Annotated in this window: 15 protein-coding genes; 11 read left to right on the top strand and 4 right to left on the bottom strand. The window is 68.6% G+C overall.

Annotated elements, in window-relative coordinates; genetic code table 11:
- Positions 1-56: 56 nt before the first annotated feature.
- Together ACQEVY_RS14110 and ACQEVY_RS14115 are read left to right on the top strand one after the other, a co-directional pair.
- Positions 57-1,706 (top strand): ATP-binding protein, encoded by a 1,650-nt coding sequence (locus tag ACQEVY_RS14110; protein ID WP_432948339.1) that lies wholly within the window; start codon positions 57-59, stop codon positions 1,704-1,706.
- Between the two features lie 58 nt (positions 1,707-1,764).
- Complete coding sequence (locus ACQEVY_RS14115; RefSeq protein WP_328768534.1) at positions 1,765-2,451, top strand: response regulator; 687 nt, start codon at positions 1,765-1,767, stop codon at positions 2,449-2,451.
- 78 nt (positions 2,452-2,529) lie between these two features.
- On the opposite strand, the gene ACQEVY_RS14120 is transcribed toward ACQEVY_RS14115, so the two are convergent.
- On the bottom strand, positions 2,530-3,069 hold the full coding sequence (locus ACQEVY_RS14120; protein WP_432948341.1) for a hypothetical protein: 540 nt from the start codon (positions 3,067-3,069) through the stop codon (positions 2,530-2,532).
- Between the two features lie 212 nt (positions 3,070-3,281).
- On the opposite strand from ACQEVY_RS14120, the gene ACQEVY_RS14125 reads away from it, so the two are divergent.
- The 3 genes from ACQEVY_RS14125 to ACQEVY_RS14135 are packed head-to-tail and all read left to right on the top strand — an operon-like array spanning position 3,282 to position 6,505.
- Positions 3,282-4,661 carry an extracellular solute-binding protein gene (locus tag ACQEVY_RS14125; RefSeq protein ID WP_432948343.1) on the top strand — a complete coding sequence of 460 codons (1,380 nt, stop codon included), beginning with the start codon at positions 3,282-3,284 and terminating at the stop codon, positions 4,659-4,661.
- Between the two features lie 52 nt (positions 4,662-4,713).
- Positions 4,714-5,658 carry a carbohydrate ABC transporter permease gene (locus ACQEVY_RS14130; protein ID WP_432948345.1) on the top strand — a complete coding sequence of 315 codons (945 nt, stop codon included), beginning with the start codon at positions 4,714-4,716 and terminating at the stop codon, positions 5,656-5,658.
- Between the two features lies 1 nt (position 5,659).
- Positions 5,660-6,505, top strand: a complete 846-nt coding sequence (locus tag ACQEVY_RS14135; protein WP_432948347.1) for a carbohydrate ABC transporter permease — start codon at positions 5,660-5,662, stop codon at positions 6,503-6,505.
- Here ACQEVY_RS14135 and ACQEVY_RS14140 read toward each other — a convergent pair.
- Positions 6,495-8,633, bottom strand: coding sequence for a tetratricopeptide repeat protein (locus ACQEVY_RS14140; protein ID WP_432948349.1), 2,139 nt, complete (start codon positions 8,631-8,633; stop codon positions 6,495-6,497). The genes ACQEVY_RS14135 and ACQEVY_RS14140 overlap by 11 nt on opposite strands.
- A 109-nt stretch (positions 8,634-8,742) precedes the next feature.
- On the opposite strand from ACQEVY_RS14140, the gene ACQEVY_RS14145 reads away from it, so the two are divergent.
- Positions 8,743-9,618, top strand: a complete 876-nt coding sequence (locus ACQEVY_RS14145) for a nucleosidase (protein ID WP_432948351.1) — start codon at positions 8,743-8,745, stop codon at positions 9,616-9,618.
- A 118-nt stretch (positions 9,619-9,736) separates the two neighbouring features.
- Positions 9,737-11,728, top strand: a complete 1,992-nt coding sequence (locus tag ACQEVY_RS14150; protein WP_432948353.1) for a tetratricopeptide repeat protein — start codon at positions 9,737-9,739, stop codon at positions 11,726-11,728.
- A 15-nt stretch (positions 11,729-11,743) separates the two neighbouring features.
- Here the strand turns inward: ACQEVY_RS14150 and ACQEVY_RS14155 are convergent, their stop codons facing one another.
- Positions 11,744-12,256, bottom strand: coding sequence for an ATP-binding protein (locus tag ACQEVY_RS14155; protein ID WP_432948355.1), 513 nt, complete (start codon positions 12,254-12,256; stop codon positions 11,744-11,746).
- A gap of 280 nt (positions 12,257-12,536) precedes the next feature.
- Between ACQEVY_RS14155 and ACQEVY_RS14160 the strand changes: the two genes are divergently transcribed.
- From ACQEVY_RS14160 to ACQEVY_RS14175, 4 genes are all read left to right on the top strand, one after another.
- A complete protein-coding gene (locus ACQEVY_RS14160) occupies positions 12,537-13,388 on the top strand; it encodes a helix-turn-helix domain-containing protein (protein ID WP_432948357.1) in 852 nt (283 codons plus the stop codon).
- Between the two features lie 11 nt (positions 13,389-13,399).
- Positions 13,400-13,591 carry a hypothetical protein gene (locus tag ACQEVY_RS14165; RefSeq protein ID WP_328768543.1) on the top strand — a complete coding sequence of 64 codons (192 nt, stop codon included), beginning with the start codon at positions 13,400-13,402 and terminating at the stop codon, positions 13,589-13,591.
- A gap of 555 nt (positions 13,592-14,146) precedes the next feature.
- Complete coding sequence (locus ACQEVY_RS14170) at positions 14,147-14,674, top strand: CHAT domain-containing protein (RefSeq protein WP_432955210.1); 528 nt, start codon at positions 14,147-14,149, stop codon at positions 14,672-14,674.
- A gap of 62 nt (positions 14,675-14,736) precedes the next feature.
- Positions 14,737-18,018, top strand: a complete 3,282-nt coding sequence (locus ACQEVY_RS14175) for a tetratricopeptide repeat protein (RefSeq protein WP_432948359.1) — start codon at positions 14,737-14,739, stop codon at positions 18,016-18,018.
- A gap of 362 nt (positions 18,019-18,380) precedes the next feature.
- Here ACQEVY_RS14175 and ACQEVY_RS14180 read toward each other — a convergent pair whose 3' ends face one another.
- A complete protein-coding gene (locus ACQEVY_RS14180; RefSeq protein ID WP_432948361.1) occupies positions 18,381-18,824 on the bottom strand; it encodes a PPOX class F420-dependent oxidoreductase in 444 nt (147 codons plus the stop codon).
- Positions 18,825-18,885 lie beyond the last annotated feature (61 nt).

An 18,885-nucleotide genomic window follows, 5' to 3' on the forward strand; every position in this document is an offset into this window, starting at 1 on the left:
CCGGTCACCCTTCCGTTCATTGAGTTCACGTGGATGACACAAGGCAGACTGATTCCATGCGTATCCCCCGGCCCCGCAGCCTGGCGGGCCAGCTCTTCGCCATGCAGGCAGTCCTCGTCGCCGTCGTGGTGGCCGGTTGCGCCCTGTTCACGTACGTCAGCGACCGCCGCCAGGCCGAGGACGCGGCGCGCCGTCAGGCCCTGGGCGTGGCCAGTTCCGTATCGGACTCGCCTTCCGTACGGGAGGCCATCCGCACTCCCGATCCGTCGGCGACTCTCCAGCCGTATGCGAACGAGGTGCGGCGCCATGCGCAGGTCGACTTCGTCACGATCATGAACACGAAGGCCATCCGCTGGACGCACCCCGACCCGGACCAGATCGGCCGGCCCTTCCTCGGCCACACGGAGCTTGCCCTCAGGGGCGAGCCGTTCACGGAGGTGTACACGGGCACGCTCGGCCCGTCCGTACGGGCCGTCACGCCGATCTACGACAACGGCCGCATCGTCGGCCTGGTCAGCGCGGGCATCCGGGTCGACGCCATAAGCGAGCGGGTGCAGGACCAGGTGACGGCGCTGTTCGGCGTCGCTGTGGGCGCGCTGGCGCTGGGCGCCGTGGGTACGTACGTGATCAATGCCCGGCTGCGGCGCTCCACGCACGGGATGAACGCGGGCGAGCTCAGCCGGATGCACGACTATCACCAGGCCGCGCTGCATGCCGTGCGCGAGGGGCTGCTGATGCTCGACGGGCAGTTCAAGGTGGCGTTGATCAACGACGGCGGGCGCGAACTGCTCGGGGTGACCGGCGATGTGGTCGGCCGCTCGGTGGCGGACCTCGGGCTGCCCGCCCAGCTGACGGGGGCGCTGCTGTCGACGGAGCCGCGCGTGGACGAAGTGCATCTCACCGCCTCGCGGGTGCTCGTGATGAACACCTCGCCGGTGTCGGGCGGCGAACGCCGCGGCACGGTCGTAACCCTTCGCGATGTGACCGAACTCCAGTCCCTGATGGGAGAGTTGGACTCGGAGCGCGGCTTCACTCAGGCGCTCCGCTCGCAGGCGCACGAGGCAGCGAACCGGCTGCACACGGTGGTCTCCCTGATCGAGCTGGGCCGCGCGGAGGAGGCCGTCGACTTCGCCACGGCCGAGCTGGAACTGGCCCAGGCGCTGACGGACCAGGTGGTCGCGGCGGTGAGCGAGCCGGTACTCGCGGCCCTGCTGCTGGGCAAGGCGGCCCAGGCGAACGAGCGGGGCGTCGAGCTGGTCGTCTCCGAGGACAGCAGCATCGACGACGGCCTGCTCCCGGACTCGCTCCCCGCCCGTGACCTGGTCACGGTGCTCGGCAACCTGATCGACAACGCGGTGGACGCGGCACAGGGCTCGGTCGGCGCCCGTGTCACGGTCACCGCGCTCGCCGACGAGGCGGTTCTTGTCCTGCGGGTCACCGACACCGGGGACGGCGTGGACCCGGCCCACGCGGAGGCGGTCTTCGAGCGCGGCTGGTCCACGAAACCGGCGGGTCCGGGCGGCCGAGGGCTCGGACTGGCGCTCGTACGGCAGGCCGTCAGCCGTCATGACGGGACGCTGACCGTGGCGGATGCGGAGGGGGGCGGGGCGGAGTTCGAGGTGCGGCTGCCGCTGCCGACGGCGGAATTGGGGCAGGCTCCCGAGGGGCGAATTTCGGACAAGGGGGATAAGGTCCACGCCGAGTAAGAGCCGATTCCCCAGCCCACCCCGCACGGAGGCACCGTATGAGCCACGGAGGCACCGCATGAGCACGCCCTCCAAGGACATCCGCGTCCTGGTCGTCGAGGACGACCCTGTCGCGGCCGACGCGCATGTCATGTACGTGGGACGCGTGCCCGGTTTCATCGCGGTGGGCAAGGCGCACACCGGGGCGGAGGCGCGGCGGGCGCTGGACCGGATGCCGGTGGATCTGCTGCTCCTCGATCTCCATCTCCCGGACGCGCACGGACTGCAGCTCGCACGCTCCCTCCGCGCCGCCGGCTATCACGCGGACGTCATCGCGGTCACCTCCGCGCGGGACCTCACGGTCGTACGGGAGGGCGTCTCGCTGGGCGTCGTGCAGTACGTCCTGAAGCCGTTCACCTTCGCCACCCTGCGGGACCGACTCGTGCGGTACGCGGAGTTCCACGCGGCGGCCGGCGAGGCCAGCGGCCAGGACGAGGTGGACCGGGCGCTCGCGACCCTCCGCGCACCGGGGCCCGCGGAGCTCCCGAAAGGGCTGAGCGGGCCAACGCTGGAGCGGGTGACCCGGGCGCTGCGGGACTCCACGGAGGGGCTGACCGCGGCGGGCGTGGCGGAGGCGGTCGGGATATCCCGGATCACTGCCCGGCGGTATCTGGAGCATCTGGTGGATGCGGGGCGGGCGGGACGGAATCCTCAGTACGGGCAGGTGGGGAGGCCGGAGTTGCAGTATCGGTGGATCAAGGGGTAGGCGGCGAGTGGCGGTTGGCACGGCGGCGGCCTCCGGTCCGGATCGCTCCCGGATCGCTCGACGGCTATCGGCGTACCGTCATGCAGAGGTGAACACCCCTGCGTACACCAGGAACTGGGAACCCAGCCCCGCGACAGCGAGCGCCTCCAGCACGGACACCGCCAGCAGGCCCCCGGTGACCTGACCACCGGCCCAATACACGACGAGCCCCGCCAACGGCACGACGCAGAAGGCGAGTAGATCGATCCCGCACTGGATGGCTTTGCGGGAGGCCCTACGAGAGTCAACGCGGTGGGCGGTCTCCCAGCCGAAGGCGCCTTCAGCACCGGCGAGTTGGGCCAGCCGAGGCCCCAACTCGCCCCGTACGTAGGCTCCGATCGCCGAGATCTTCTCGTCGTTCACGAGGTAGGTCCACCCGAGAACGACACACACCGGCGGCAGCGCGAGCAGCATCGACGCCTGCTTGGCCTGGGCGGCCGCGGCGATGACGGCGGCGACGACCGCGAGGGTGACGTACAGCAGGTTGTCGCGGAACCCGATCCGCGCCTTCTGCTCGTCCTTCACGCTCTCGTACTCGGCGATCAGCAACTGGCCTGTGGTGATGTCTTGTCCCGGCACGTCTCTGTCCCCCTTCTCGGCACCCGACGTCCCTGCTGGTCAGGCGACTCGGCAGTACCTTAAGCGTGCGCCGCAGGCTGGAGACACCGCGGGGATGTCCGTGCCAAGCCCAAGTCCAAGCCGCTGCAAGGTCATTGACCTGACCAGACCACCGCTCTTACGTTCACGATGCAGCCAAACTCGGCCACAACGACGTCGGCCAGTAGGAGGTCGTGCCCGTGCGCCCCACCGCCGCTCCTCTCCTCCTCGCAACTCTGCTCGCCGCCACCGCTCTCTCTGCCTGCGGCGGCGGCTCTGGAAGCGATCCGGACACCATCGAGGTCTCCTTCAAACAGTCCACGGACAACTCGATCAAGGTCCTGGACACCTACTTAGCCGACATGAAGAAGCAGTTCGAGAAGGCGAACCCGGGCAAGAAGGTCAAGCTCGTCCCGATCAAGGCGCCGGACTCGGAGTACTACACGAAGCTCCAGCAGATGCTCCGCTCCCCCAAGACGGCCCCGGACCTGGTGTACGAGGACACGTTCCTCATCAACTCGGACATCACGAGCGGGTACTTGAAGCCCCTCGACCCGTACCTGGAGAAGTGGAAGGACTGGGACCAGTTCATCGACACGGCCAAGGCGGCGGCCAAGGCCGAGGACGGCAAGACGTACGGCGTACCGGACGGGACCGACACCCGGGGCCTCTGGTTCGACAAGGGAATCTTCAAGAAGGCGGGCCTGCCGGAGAACTGGCAGCCGAAGACGTGGGACGACGTCCTCGAAGCCGCCCGGACCATCAAGCAGAAGGTCCCCGGCGTCATCCCGCTCAACGTCTACACGGGCAAGCCGGCAGGCGAAGCCTCCGCCATGCAGGGCTTCGAAATGCTCCTGTACGGGACGGGCAACTCGGCGAGCGAAGACGAAGACCCCCTCTACGACACCGCCTCCAAGAAGTGGATCACCGGCAGCCAGGCCTTCAAGGACGCCCTCACCTTCGTGGAGACCGTCTACAAGGAGAAGCTCGGCCCCGACGTGTCGGACGCCCTCGACCCGAACATCGCGACCCGGGTCCGCGGCGAGTTCCTCCCCGAGGGCAAGCTCGGCATCAACCTCGACGGCTCCTGGCTCCCGCAGGACTGGCTGGAGGGCAGCGGCCACGAATGGCCGGAGTGGTCGGAGAAGTTGGGCCTCGCGGCCATGCCGACCCAGCACGGCCAGGCCCCCGGCAAGGTGAGCATGTCGGGCGGCTGGACCTGGTCGATCCCGTCCAAGGCGGCCAACCCCGACCTCGCCTTCAAGTTCATCGAGACGATGCAGACGAAGGCGAACGCCCAGAAGTGGTACATCTCCAACTCCGGCATCTCGGTGCGGAAGGACGTCGCCGAGGACCCGGAGTACGTGAAGGCGCAGCCCGGCATCAAGTTCTTCACCGACCTCGTCTCGGTCACGCACTACCGGCCCGCCTACCCCGCGTATCCGAAGGTCTCGACGGCGATCCAGGAAGCCATGGAGGGCGTGACGACGGGCGACAGTTCGGTGGAGGAGGCGGCGAAAGCCTACGACGAGGAGCTCAAGTCGGCCACGGACAACCAAGTGATCAAGAAGTGAGCGAGAAGCGGGAGTTGAGCGAGGAGGTTGAGCGAGAAGTGAGCAGCCGTTCATGACCGCCGCGCCCCCGGCCGGTCCCGGCGTCGCCAAAACCGCGCCGGGACCGGCCGCCCCACCGCCCACGCCGAAGAGCCGCTCCCTGCGCCGCGCACTCACCCGCGCCCTCCCCGTCTCCCCCGCCGTCGTCCTCCTGGCCCTCTTCCTCGCGGGCCCCATCGCGTACTGCGCCTACATCGCCTTCACGGACCTCCAGCTCACCGGCCAGGCGGAGTCGTCGTTCGTAGGCTTCGACAACTTCCGTGAGGCATTCCAGGACGAGGCATTCATCAACGCCGTATGGCTGACGCTGGTGTTCACGGTCCTGAGTTCCCTGATCGGCCAGAACACGCTGGGGCTGGCTCTCGCCTCGCTCATGCAGCGCGCGTCAAAGCCCGTTCGTACGCTCACGGGCGGCATCGTGATCACGGCCTGGGTACTGCCGGAAGTCGTGGCAGGCTTCCTCCTGTACGCCTTCTTCCGCCGCGAAGGCACGTTGAACGCCATTCTGGACTGGCTGCATCTCCCGTCCCAGAACTGGCTTTTCACGCTTCCGATCCTGGCCGTCTCCTTCGCCAACGTATGGCGGGGCACGGCTTTCTCGATGCTGGTGTACTCGGCGGCGCTGAATGAGATCCCGAAGGAGATCACGGAAGCCGCGGAGGTCGACGGGGCGGGCGGCTGGCGCCGCATGTGGCACATCACGCTCCCGATGATCAGACGTTCCATCGGTACGAACCTGATGCTCAACACGCTCCAGACGCTGTCGGTCTTCGGCCTGATCTGGGTCATGACGAGAGGCGGACCGGGAAACCGCAGCCAGACCCTCCCCCTCTTCATGTACGAACAGGCCTTCCAGAAAAGCATGATCGGGTACGGGACTGCCGTGGCGCTCTTGCTTCTCGTGGTCGGTTCGCTGTTCTCGGTCGTCTATCTGCGACTGCTGCGGACGGAGGTCTGAGATGCCCGTGGCTCCGACCCTCAAGTCCCGCCGCGCCAACCGCCGTTACGCCGCCGACGTCGGCCTCCTCGTCGTAGCGGCCGCCTTCGTCCTGCCGCTGGCCTGGGTGGTCCTCTCCGCCCTGGACCCGGACGCCGGACTGCAGGTGAAGATCCCCGACGGCGTCACCCTGGACAACTTCGACGCCGTACTCGAACCCGACATCACCTTCACGCCCCTGCTCAACAGCCTGATCCTGTGCGGCGGGGCGACCCTGCTGACGGTCGTCTGCGCGGCTCTGGCGGCCTACCCGCTGTCACGGTTTCGGTCCCGGCTCAACCGGCCGTTCCTGCTGACGATTCTCTTCGCGACGAGTCTGCCGATCACGGCGATCATGGTTCCGGTGTACGCCTTGTTCGTGCAGGTGGAACTGATCGACACCATGCAGGGCACGATCTTCTTCTTCGCGGCTTCTCAATTGCCTTTTGCCATTTGGCTGATGAAGAATTTTATGGACGGGGTGCCGAAGGAGCTGGAAGAGGCGGCCTGGACGGACGGGGCGTCCAGCTTCCAGTCGTTGCTGCGGATTGTGCTGCCGCTTATGGGGCCGGGTGTGGGGGTGGTGACGGTCTTCTCGTTCGTGATGATGTGGGGGAACTTCTTTGTGCCGTTCATGCTGCTGCTGAGTCCGGATCAGATGCCGGCTTCGGTGAGCATCAATGACTTCTTCGGGAATCGGGGGACGGTGGTTTATGGGCAGTTGGCTGCGTTCTCGGTTATTTACTCGACGCCGGTGATTTTGTTGTATGTGCTGGTGGCGCGGCGGTTGGGTGGGGGGTTTGCTTTGGGTGGGGCTGTTAAGGGGTGATGGGGGTGGGGTCCGGATCCTTGTCCGTTCTGTCGGCGGAGTTGCGGGCTTGGGTGGCTCGGTCGGGGGCGTTGGCCCGGGTGAAGGCTTCGGCGGCCTGGAGCCAGCAGGCTCGGGCGTTAGAGGGGCGGTGGGCAACCTCGTGGGCGAGGGCCAGGCTGTGGAGGGTCTGGCCTGCCCCGTACCAGTCCTCGAACTCCCGGAAGATCTCCAGGGCCTTGCCGAACGCCTCGACCGCCTCCCCCGCCCGGCCCGCCTTCCGCAGCGCGACGCCGAGGTTGGTCCACGCCATGCCCTCGCGGTAGCGGTCCCCGGCCGCCTGGAACAGGTCGCGGGCGCGGGTGTGGGCCTCGACCGCCTCCCCCACCCGGTCCACCTCCCACAGCGCGACGCCGAGGCTGGTCCACGCGTCGCCCTCGCGGAGGCGGTCCCCGGCCGCCCGGAACAGGTCGCGGGTGCGGGTGAGGGCCTCGACCGCCTCCCCCACCCAGCCCACCTCCCGCAGCGCGAGGCCGAGGCTGGCCCACGCGACGCCCTCGCGGAGGCGGTCCCCGGCCGCCCGGAACAGGTCGCGGGCGCGGGTGAGGGCGTCGATCGCCTCCTCCGCCCGGCCCGCCTGCCGCAGGGCGCTGCCGAGGTTGGTCCACGCCCCGGCCTCGCGGTGGCGGTCCCCGGCGCGGTGGGCAGCCTCCCGGGCGGCCCGGCTCACGGTGATCCAGTCGTCGAAGGACCGCCGCCAGGACAGGTACTCCGCCAGGCATTCGGCCAGCCGCACCGCCGTGTCCGCGTACCGCTCCTCCCCTGCCCACTGCACCGCCGCCACCAGCCCGGCCCGCTCCCCGTCCAGCCACTCCAGCGCTTGCGCCCGGTCCGTGAACCGCTCCGGCTCCGGCATCCCCGGCAGCCACCGCAACCGGTCATCGGCGGCCTCCGCCCACCGGTAGTAGAACTCCAGCACCCGGTCCCGCGCCGCCTCTCCCTCCTCCCTGAAGCCCGTATCCCCCGCCGCCACACCCGCCCCGAACGCCCGCACCAAGTCATGCAACCGCCACCTCCCCCGCCCGTTCCCCCGCTCGACGAGATGGGTCCGCGTCAGCGCGTCCAAGGCACGGCTCGGCGGCGCGTCTGCCTCGGCCAGGACGGTGACGACCTCGGTGCTCACGTCAGGCCCCGGGGCAAGGGACAGCAGGCGGAGCAGGCGGGCCTGCTCGGGTGGCAGACGTCGGTATGACAGGTCGAAGGCGGCGCGGACACTCCGCTCGCCATCGTCGAGGTGGGTGAGACGGTCGCGGAACTCGGTGAGTTCGGCGACGAGTTCGGCTACGGGCTTGTCCCGGGCCAGCACCAGCAGAGCAGCCGCGATCTGGAGGGCCAGCGGCAGATGCCCGCAGCGGGAGGCGAGTTCCGCGGCTGCCTCGGCCCCGTCGGCGACTCGGCTGTCGGACGGGTCAGCGGTCCGCAGGGCGCGGTCGAGCAGGGCGTACGCCTCCTCCGGCGTCAGCTCGTCCAACGGCAGGAGCCGCGCGCCCAGTTGGGGCAACTTGTGGCGAGAGGTGACGAGTAGACGGTGCCGTTTGTCGCCGGGAAGCAGGGGGCGCACCTGCTCCGGTGAGGACGCGTTGTCCGCCAGGATCAGCACCGCGCCCCGCTTCCGGGCACGCTCGGCAAGGGTCGAACGGTAGAGCGCGGCCCGTTCGTCCGCGGTGGCCGGGATGTGCTCCGGAGCCGTACCCAGCGCACGCAGCAAGGCCTCCAGCGCCTGGTCCGCCGTGACGGGATCGTCGTCGTACCCGTGCAGGTCCATGAAGAGCACCCCGCCCGTGAACCAGCCCCTCCCGCACGCCTCGTGCGCCGCCTCCACCGCGAGCGCCGTCTTGCCGATGCCGCCGAGCCCGGACACCGCCGCGACCAACACGGCGGTCGGTCTCTCGGGCGCGGACGGGTCGAACGCGTCCAGCAGCGCACGCAGTTCGTCGTCCCGGCCGGTGAAACCGACCGCCCTCGCGGGCAGGGCGTCCAGTGCGGTGGGCGCGGGCCCGTGCTTGTGGTACTCCGCCTTAGCGGTGAAGGGACCGGTGACCTTGACTCCCCGGAAGTCGAGGTGGTCCCCGTCGTACTCGTTCGTCATCGCGCCGTCCCCCGTGCCGCCTCCGAACATCGCGTGACATCACGGTACGCCGCACTCACCTCGCCCAACACACGCTCTGGACAGGCAACTTGGCAGTACCGTTGAGAGCGTGCCAGAGACAATGCCCACCGTGGCGATCCTCACCGCGCTGTCCCTCGAATACGAAGCCGTACTCAAGCACCTCACGGATGTCGAGAAGCGGGAACACCGGCGGGGAACACGCGCCAGGCTCGGCCGGCTCCCCGGTACGCCCTGGCGGATCGCCCTGGTCAACATGGGTGAAGGGACGCTCACCGCTGCCTCGCTCACCGAGCGCGTGCTGTCGTGGCTCGAACCCGAAGCCGTGTTCTTCGTCGGCGTTGCAGGCGGTTTGAAGGACGACATTCAGATCGGCGACGTGGTGGTCGCGAGCAAGGTGTACGCCATCCACGGAGGCAAGCAGACTCCTGACGGCTTCCTGTACCGCCCAGAGGCATGGCGCGCGCCGCACCGCCTGGAGCAGGCGGCCAAGGACGCGCTCGGCGACAAGGCCCACTTCAAGCCGATCGCCGTCGGGGACGTCGTCCTCGCAGACAGCGAATCCGAGTTCGCCCGACACATCCGGACGAGCTACAACGACGCCGTCGCCATCGAGATGGAGGGAGCCGGAGTCGCCCACGCCGCGCATCTCGCGGGCGAGAGCGCCCTGATCATCCGAGGCATCAGCGACAAGGCCAACCCAGACAAGTCGACTGAAGACGCCGGGGGTTCACAGCCCCGGGCCGCCGCGAACGCGGCCAGGGCGGCAGTCGCTGTACTCCACGAGCTGCAACCGAAGGCGACTGCCTCGCAGCCTCGTGACTCCGACCCCCGGGAGCGTCCTTTTCGCAGCTCCACGGACGCCCCCACGTACGGCGGAGACCACATCGACTTCCGGGGGAGCACCTTCCCCGGCCCCTTCACCGCCAAGTCGGTCGGCCAACCACCGCAAGGCGACGGACAGTAGCCCAGGCGAAGGCCCGTACCACGGAACCAGTACGCCGCAGCAGTCCCACGGCCCGGTACCCACCGCGACCACCACCCTCCCGCCCCGCCCCCTCGGCTTCACCGGCCGATCGGCGGAAATGGACCGCCTGCTCCCCCACCTCGAACCCGCCCCGGACGGAGCCGCCGCGCTCCCTCTCCTCATCTTCGCCGTCACCGGCATGGGTGGCATCGGCAAGACGGCACTGGCGGTGGAGGCCGCCCACCAGGCCTGCGCGAAGGGCTGGTTCCCCGGCGGCACGCTCTTCGTCGACCTGCGCGGCTACGACGACGCCCCCGTCACCGCCGACCAGGCCGTCCTCGCCCTCCTCGACGCCGTCGGCGTACGTGGCCCGGATCTGCCACAGACGACGGCGCGTCAGTACGACACGTACCGCGCCCTCCTCGCCGAGCGGCAGGATCGGACGCTGCTGATCCTGGACAACACCTCGGACCCGTCCCAGTTCCTCCCTCTGCTGCCCGGGACGGACCACCACCGGGTGTTGATCACCTCCCGAGACCGCCCGGACTCCCTCCCCGTACGCCTCATCGACCTCGAAACACTCGCCCCGGACGACTCCGCCGCCCTCGTGACCCGCGCCCTCCACGATGCCGACGAACGCGACGACCGCCCGTCCCGGGAACAGGACGCCCTCCACGAACTGGCCTCCCTCTGCGGCCACTTGCCCCTCGCCCTCCAGATCGCCGCCGCCATGCTGCGCCGACGCCGCCATCGCGACATCGCCTCGCTGGTGACCGAGATCAAGGAGGCCGCCGACCCCACCGCCGTACTCGACAACGGCAGCCGCGGCACCGACCTGTACGGCCGCTCGCTCGTGCTCCGCCCGGTCCTGGAGACCTCATACCGCCGTCTCCCACCCGACCAGGCCCGACTGCTGCGCCTGCTCGCCCTCGCCCCCGGTACGGAAACGGGCGCCGAGGCCGTGGCTGCCCTGGCCGGCCTCGACATGGGGGCCGCCCTGGGCCTTCTGGAGGACCTCGCTGCCACCCATCTGGTTACGCCGGTCCAGGGCGGCGAGGGCTCGGCTTCCGGTGTGCGGTGGCGGTTGCATGACTTGGTGCGGGCGTTCGGGGTGGGTGTGGTGGCGGGGGATGCGGGCTTCAGGGAGGAGGGGGAGGCAGCGCGGGGGCGGGTGCTGGAGTTCTACTACCGGTGGGCGGATGCCGCCGATGACCGGTTGCGGTGGCTGCCCGGGATGCCGGTGCCGGAGCGGTTCACCGACCGGGCGCAGGCGCTGGGGTGGCTGGACGGGGAGCGGGCCGGGCTGGTGGCGGCGGCGCAGTGGGCCGGAGAGGAGCGGCACGCGGATGCGGCGGTGTGGCTGGCCGAATGCCTGGCGCGGTACCTGTCCTGGCGGCGGTCCTTCGACGACTGGATCACCGTCGGCCGGGCCGCCCGGGAGGCCGCCCACCGCGCCGGGGACCGCCTCGGCGAGGGCATCGCGTGGACCAACCTCGGCATCGCCCTGCGGCAGACGGGCCGAGCGGAGGAGGCGCTCGACGCCCACACCCGCGCCCGCGACCTGTTCCGGGCGGTCGGGGACCGCCACGGCGAGGGCAGTGCGTGGAACAACCTCGGCCTCGCCCTGCAGGAGGCGGGCCGGGCGGAGGAGGCGGTCGACGCCCACACCCACGCCCGCGATCTGTACCAGGTGGCCGGGGACCGCCACCGCGAGGCCGACGCGTGGACCAACCTCGGCCTCGCCCTGCAGAAGGCGGGCCGGGCGGAGGAGGCGATCGACGCCCACACCCACGCCCGCGACCTGTTCCAGGCGGCCGGGGACCGCCACGGCGAGGGCGCCGCGTGGACCAACCTCGGCATTGCCCTGCGGGAGGCGGGCCGGGTGGAGGAGGCGGTCGAGGCGTACGACAAAGCCCTGGAGATCTTCCGGGAGTTCGAGGACTGGTACGGGGCAGGCCAGACCCTCCACAACCTGGCCTTCGCCCACGAGGTTGCCCACCGTCCCTCCGACGCCCGCGCCTGCTGGCTCCAGGCCGCCGAAGCCTTCACCCGAGCCAACGCCCCCACCGAAGCCACCCAAGCCCGCATCTGGGCCGAAGAACAGGAATAGCCCCCGGCTCGCATCTCACCCCACCTCATCCCCCACCCCCGCATACCCCCGAGCCCCCCGCCAAGGCAAAACCGCCCACATCCGAGTCCCACCCCCAGGCTCCCGAGCTTCCCCGAACCCCCACTCCCCCTCACAAGCCCGCACCACGCACCCCAACACCCGCAACGCCGCCCGCCGCCGCGCATCACAAGCCGCCGCCAGCCGATGATGCGTATGCCGCGGATGCCCGTCGTAGAAGATCACCCGCAATGCCTCCTCCCGACAACGCAGCGACAGATACACCTCGGCCCCCGACGTGAACCGGCAAGCACACGCGGCCAGTTCACCCACCACCTGCACCGCCGCATCCGTCACGTCCTCCAGCCGATGCAACTGGAGGACCGCCCTGGTCGTCGCCCGAGCGATGCGAGGGCTGGTCAGATCGGCGGGAAGCGTGAGGCTGTACGCGAGGGTGTCGGGTGACGGTGACGGGGTTGCCACCGACACGTCGTCGACGACGGAGCAGACGGAGACGGCTGTTGCGGACATACGGAACTCCCTTGAGAACTCGGTGAATTGACGGACCTCGACGTCTCGACCCGACCGGCGGCACGTCTCCCTAACGCGAGCCCCCCCCCAGGGAAGGAGAACCTGGGCAGGCTCGCGCGACGCGCTTCCGACTACGTCGGGCCGTAAGCGACTCGTCACCGACTGTAGAGCTTTCAGTGGCACGCGTGCCACTGACTTCGAAGCATTGCCCCTCATGAGGTGGACCGGTGCGCAGCGCAAGGTGCAGACTGAGCCCGATCAATCGGGGAAGAAGGTGTCGATGCCGACACGGCCAGCGCCGACGGAACGTCAGAAGCGGCTGGGCGCTGAGCTGCGCAAGATGCGGCTCGCGGCCGGCCGGACCACGGAGTACGCTGCAGGGCTGCTCGGGCTGGACCGCACGAAGGTGTCCAACATGGAGTCGGGTATCCGTGCCACCTCGCCCGAACGGATCCGGATGCTCGCCAGCAACTACGACTGCGCGGACGAGGGGTATGTCGACGCACTGGTCGCCATGGCCGACGTACGCAAGCGGGGCTGGTGGGAGCAGTTCAGGGGTTCCCTGCCCCAAGGGCTTCTGGACGTCGCCGAGTTGGAGTGGTTCGCCTCGCGACTGCGGAGCTATCAGACCGTGCACATCCCCGGCCTGCTGCAACTCGGCGAGTACGCCCGCGCCATCTTCGCCGCCGCGCTACCGCCGCTGCCCAAGTCAGAGGTCGAGCTCCGCGTAGTACAGCGCATGCGACGGCAGCAGGTACTCGACAACGATCAGCCCGTCGAGTACGTCGCTTACGTCCACGAGTGGGCCCTGCGCATGCAATTCGGCGGGCGCCGCGCGGCCCGCGAGCAGTTGCTGCACGTGTGCGAGGCATCCGAGCGGGAGAACGTCGAGGTGCGCGTACTTCCCGTCGAGGCCGGGGCGTTCCCCGGTGCTGGGCACGCGGTGCTGTACGCCGAGGGCGCCGTACCCCAGCTGGACACCGTCCACCTGGACTCCGCGCATGGCGGCGAGTTCACCCACTCCGAGGCCCAACTCGCCAAGTACCGGGCTCACATGGACTGGTGGCATGCCCACACGCTGAGCCCGAAGGACTCGCGCGACCTCATCCAGACCATCGTCCGCCAGCTCTGAGGAGAGCCACCATGCCCGAGATCACCTGGGAAGAGCCCTTCTGCGCCGAAGGAAACAACTGCTTCCGCATAGGCACCGACCCCCAAGGCAACGCCTACATAGCCCTGGCCGGCCAAGAAGACCACTACCTCACCGACACCCGCGAAGCCCTCCGCACCCTCATCCGGGACATCAAGGCTGGAAAAGCCGACCACCTACTGTGAGCAGGGTCAGGGCTGGCGCGGTGACTTGCGCCCCGTTTCCAGTCCCCGAACCTGCTCAGCTCAGCTCAGCTCAGCTCAGCTCAGCTCAGCTCAGAGAGCCGACCACAGCCGTCTGAGGGATTGGGGCGTGTACGGCCGAAAGCCTCACCCGGTGAAGTCGAAGTCGGCACCGTGCACGAGACGACCAGCCTTCCGGAGGTGGCCGGGCAGTAGAGCTCTCCGGGGCAAGCCGCGCGCTGGCCCGGTCGCGAGGCAGTTCCCCAGCTTTAACGAGGGACGTCGACCAGCTTCCGCCCGGAATGAAGCTGAAATTTCCTCCCCAGACGTCCCCCGGCAGGGACCTGGACGGGGAAGTGGCCTGCTCAACGGTGGCGTATGTGGGTATGAGGGAGGCAGAACGGGGTTCCGGCTCCTGACCGGTGGTCGAGAAAGGCCGGGGGCGGTCCGGGATGGGGGGCTGGTGTGAGTTTTAAGGGTTTGCGGGTGCTGTATCTGACGGCGTCCTCGTATGGGGATCTCCGGGTGGGTGAGGAGGTCCGGCGGGTACGCGCGGGGGTGAGGGCGGCGCTACATCGCGATGCGGTGACGATCGAGCACCTGCCGGCGGCGACGTTTGGGGATCTGCTGGACGGGCTGACCCGGGTGGTGCCGCAAGTAGTTAGTTTCTCCGGGCACGCCGATGAGGGGTTCCTGGAGTTCGAGACCGGCGCGGACCGGCGCGGCGGCGGCCACCTGCTGGCGGCAGAGGTGTTCGCCCAGGCGATGCAGGCGGTCGATGACCCGCCGCAGTTGGTGGTGTTGAACGCGTGCAAGTCCCTGGCGCACCTGCAGGAGTTGGTGCGGGTGGTCCCGTTGGCGGTGGGGATGACCGACAGCATCGGTGATGCGGCCGCACTCGCGTTCGCCGCCCGCTTCTACGCCTCGCTCACTGACGGGCAGTCTGTCCTGGCCTCCTACCGTCTGGCCAAAGTCCAGATGGCCAGCTCTTCCAGCTCTGTAGCGGACGCTGATCTCCCGGTCCTGGCCCATGATCCGGCGGTGGATCCGTCCGCTGTCAGATTGGTGCTGCCACACCCTTCGTAGCCGGATCCGTTACCGGCTCGACCGGATCCGGAGTTCACCAGGCCGTAGACAAGGATGAACCAGTGCTGGTGGGAGTACTGCCGCTGGCAGCGGACTGCTTCCAGGAACGCGAGGTCTCCCGCAGGCTGGAGACCGCTCTGGCCGCCGGGCAGACAGCCGTTCTCACCGGCAGCACCCACCACAGTGGGGGGTCGGGAGTGCTGTCGGGAATGGGCGGGGTCGGAAAAACTCAGCTGGCCGCCGCCCACGCCCGCCGCGCCCTAGCCAGCCGAACGGCGGCGGTCGTGGTGTGGGTGACAGCCTCCTCCCGCCAAGCAATCATCGACGCCTACGCCCAGGCCGCCACCACTCTGGGTCTTCCCGGATGCGCTGGCACCGACCCACCGGCCGACGCTTCCCACTTCCTGACCTGGACCACCACCACCGGACGCTCCTGGCTGGTGGTCCTCGACGACATCCAGGACCCCAAGGACGTGTCGAAGCTGTGGCCGCCCACCGATGCGCGGGGGCGAGTGCTGGCCACCACCCGCCGCCGCGACGCCGCCCTAGCCGGACAAGGCCGGCGTCTCGTCTCGATCGACACCTACACCCCGGCAGAAGCCCGCGCCTACCTCACCGACCGGCTCACCTCCCACCACCGGGCCGAGCCAACTGAGCAGATCGACGGCCTCGCGGCTGATCTGGGGTTTCTGCCGCTGGCTCTTGCGCAGGCTGCCGCCTACCTCATTGACGACGGGATCGCGATCGCCGCCTACCGGGCCTTGCTCGCCGAGCAGACGCTCGAGGGCGTGAAGCCTGGCAGCCTTCCCGACGACCACGAACAGATCGTCGCCAGAACCTGGGCGCTGTCCATCGACCGTGCCGACACCGCCCACCCCGCCGGGATGGCGCGGCCGCTCCTGGAACTGCTGTCGGTCCTGGACCCCAACGGCATCTCCTATAGCGTCCTCACCAGCCCGCCTGTCCTGGTCCGCCTGGCCGTCGACACTCCTGACCTGGTTCGGAGAGGGCTACGGGTGCTGCACGGATTCAACCTCATCACCCATAACGACGAGGCCACCCATCGCGAGATCCGCGTGCACCAACTCATCCAACGCGCCACCTACGAAGCCCTCACCCCCGATCAACAACTCGACACCGCCTACCTTGCCGCCGACGCACTCCGGGAGGCATGGCCAGACATCGAAAGCGATGAACTCGGTGCCATCCTCCGCGCCAACACCACCGCCCTACGTGAAACCACCGGCACCGCCCTCTGGCAACGCAACAACAAAATCCACACCCTTCTATTCAAGGGTGCAAACAGCATCGGTGAGGCTCTGCAACCCGCATCCGCCGTTGCTGAATTCACTCAGCTCCACATCACAACCGAAGAGATTTTCGGTCCTGACCATCACAGCACTCTTGAGCTTCGGCTGAGGGCGACGTACTGGCGAGGCCGATCGGGAGACGAGGCTGGAGCGGTGGCAGCTTTCGAGGAGTTGCTGACCGACATGCTGCGAGTACTCGGGCCAGATCACCTTGATACCTTGGTTACTCGTTACGAACTAGCTAATTGCCGGGTGCATGCTGGGGACACAGACCGGGCTGTAGCTGAGCTCAAGAGCCTGCTGGCGGACAACACGCGAGTCATGGGCGCCCTACACCACGAGACACTCTCAACACGCTTTGGGCTGGCGCAGGCACTGCAGGCAGCTGGAGATCGCGCCGCCGCGGTCGCCATGTTCGAGGAACTGCTGGCCGATGACATCAGAGTCCTGGGACCAGACCACCCACATGTCCTGACCGACCGCTACACGCTGGCACTCCTCCATGAGAGCGACGCAGAGGTGATCGCGGCCCTCGAACATCTCCGGACTGATGAACTACGGATCCTGGGGCCTCGCCACCCTGACAGCTTCTCGACCCGACATGAACTGGCACGACGGCGAGTCGCGGTAGGTGACACCGCTGCAGCATTGGCCGACCTAGAGGAGCTACTCGCCGACCAGACACAGACTGTGGGAGCCGATCACCCCGCAACTCGCACCACCCAACATGAGCACCAGCAGCAGGCATTCCTGTACGCCCGCGCGCTGACCGAGCAAGCACACAAACTCGCCTCCTCCCACCACCATGAAGAGGCCATCACCAGCTACCAAGAAGCGATCCGCCTCAACCCCGACTATGCCGAAGCGCATGAAGGGCTGGGGAATCTCTTTCGTCAACTCGGCCGACACGAGGCGGCCATCACTGCCTACCGTGACGTGATCCGCCTGGGCTCCAATGATCCACAAATCCACCAAGATGTCGGCGATATACTCACCAGCCTGGGTCGCCATGGAGAGGCTCAAAGCGCCTATTGCGAAGCGAACCGACTCAAAAGCCTGGCCAGCAGACGACAAGGCGCTAGAGAGGCCGGGCGCGGGGATCATGAGGAAGCCGTCCTCTCCTACCGCGAAGCGGCTCGCCTCAACCCCGACGACGCCACCACCCACAACAGCCTCGGGGACTCGCTATGCAAGTTGGGGCGGTTCGCCGAGGCCGAGGCAGCCTTGCGGCGGGCGATCGAGATCAACCCCGACGACGCCACCACCCACAACAACCTCGGGTTCACGCTGTTCCAGTTGGGGCGGTTCGCCGAGGCCGAGGCAGCCTTGCGGCGGGCGATCGAGATCAACGCCGACTACGCCGTGGCCCACAACAACCTCGGGGTCACGCTGTTCCAGTTGGGGCGGTTCGTCGAGGCCGAGGCAGCCTTGCGGCGGGCGATCGAGATCAACCCCGCCTATACCCAAGCGCTTCGTTGGCTGGGGAGCGCGCTGTATGAGGTGGGGCGGTTCGTCGAGGCTGAGGCCGCCTTGCGGCGGGCGATCGAGATCAACCCCGACTTCGCCGTGGCCCATTTCTCGCTGGGGAGGGCGTTGTTGTTCCGGGGGTCGTGGGAGGAAGCGCGTGCAGAGCTGCGTCAGGGCGGGGCACTGCCGGAGGTTGAGTTGCTGCGATGGATCGCTGACCGCGCGGAGACAGCGCCAGGTGAGCGCTTAGGTGGGTCTCCAGAATCGGCCCTAGCGGCTCTGGAACAGCCCTTGTCGCCTGACGTTGCGAGACCGTCGGTGTTCCGATTGGCCGAGGTCAGGGCGCTGGCTCTGGCTGGCTGCGGTGACGCGGACGAGGCGGTGCGCACGCTGCGGGCGGCGATGGGTGAGCGCCGACCGTCGGACCGGTTCGCAAGGCCGCTGTATGACCTGCTGGCTCATCCGGAGCCGGTCGCCGGGCTGGTGGAGCTACGGGAGGTGTGGCGGGAGATCATCGCGGTGGATCCGTCGGCGGCAACTCCCGAAGACGACCGGGCTCCTACATGAACCGGAGACGATCAAGGCCGAGCACACGAGATCCAGCGCTCCGACCGAAGCGCGACTCCGGCACGTCATCCGGTACATCACCGCGAAGTCGCTCGCATGACGGCAGCCGGCCGGAAGGTCTCGGCCCTGCGCGGCGGCGACGTCGACCTCGCCCGGGCAGCCGATGAGTTTCTGTCGACATACCGGTCGTCAACCCCAACACCCACCGCGCAATTGGGGGCCTGCCCATCCAACTGGCCCGCGCCGAAAACTTCGCCGCCACCCTGCGCGCCCGGCTCGGCGCCTCCCGCCGTGAGTAGGGCGCCCCGGCCTGAATCTGCCATCAGTGGTTCGTCGTCGGTGGTTCGGGAGTCGAGCAGCCCTCAGGCGGACCCCTCCGGCAGCACCCCAGGCCGGAACTTCTCCACCCCCACCACATGCCGCACCCGCGTCGGTTCGATCAGCAGCATCACCCGCTGCTCCCCGGGCAGCAGCCACGGATACCGGTCCTCGCCGATGTACTTCTGCGCCAGCCGGTCCATGGCCCGCTCAGCCACCTCGCCCTCGACGAAACGTACGACCCGGCCCCGGATCTCCACGCGGTCGTAAGGGTTCTCGGCGTCATGGTGGGACAGCGAAACGTTCGGATTGCGCCGCAAGTTGTCGATCTTTACGCGGCCGATCGACGTGTTGACCATGACGTACGAGTCCTCGATGTCCGCCCACATGGGCGAAACCTGCGGTGTGCCGTCCGGGGCGACCGTGGCCAGATGCCAGAAGTTCGGCGCCAGGAGCCGCTCGCGAATGTGGCCGTCGATGCTGCTCATACCGGTGCCGCCCTTCCACCCTTGTGCTGCCCGCGAGCACGGGCACGTACGACGCCATCCT

It is taken from the genome of Streptomyces sp. CA-288835 (assembly GCF_050936385.1).
Taxonomy (GTDB): Bacteria; Actinomycetota; Actinomycetes; order Streptomycetales; family Streptomycetaceae; genus Streptomyces.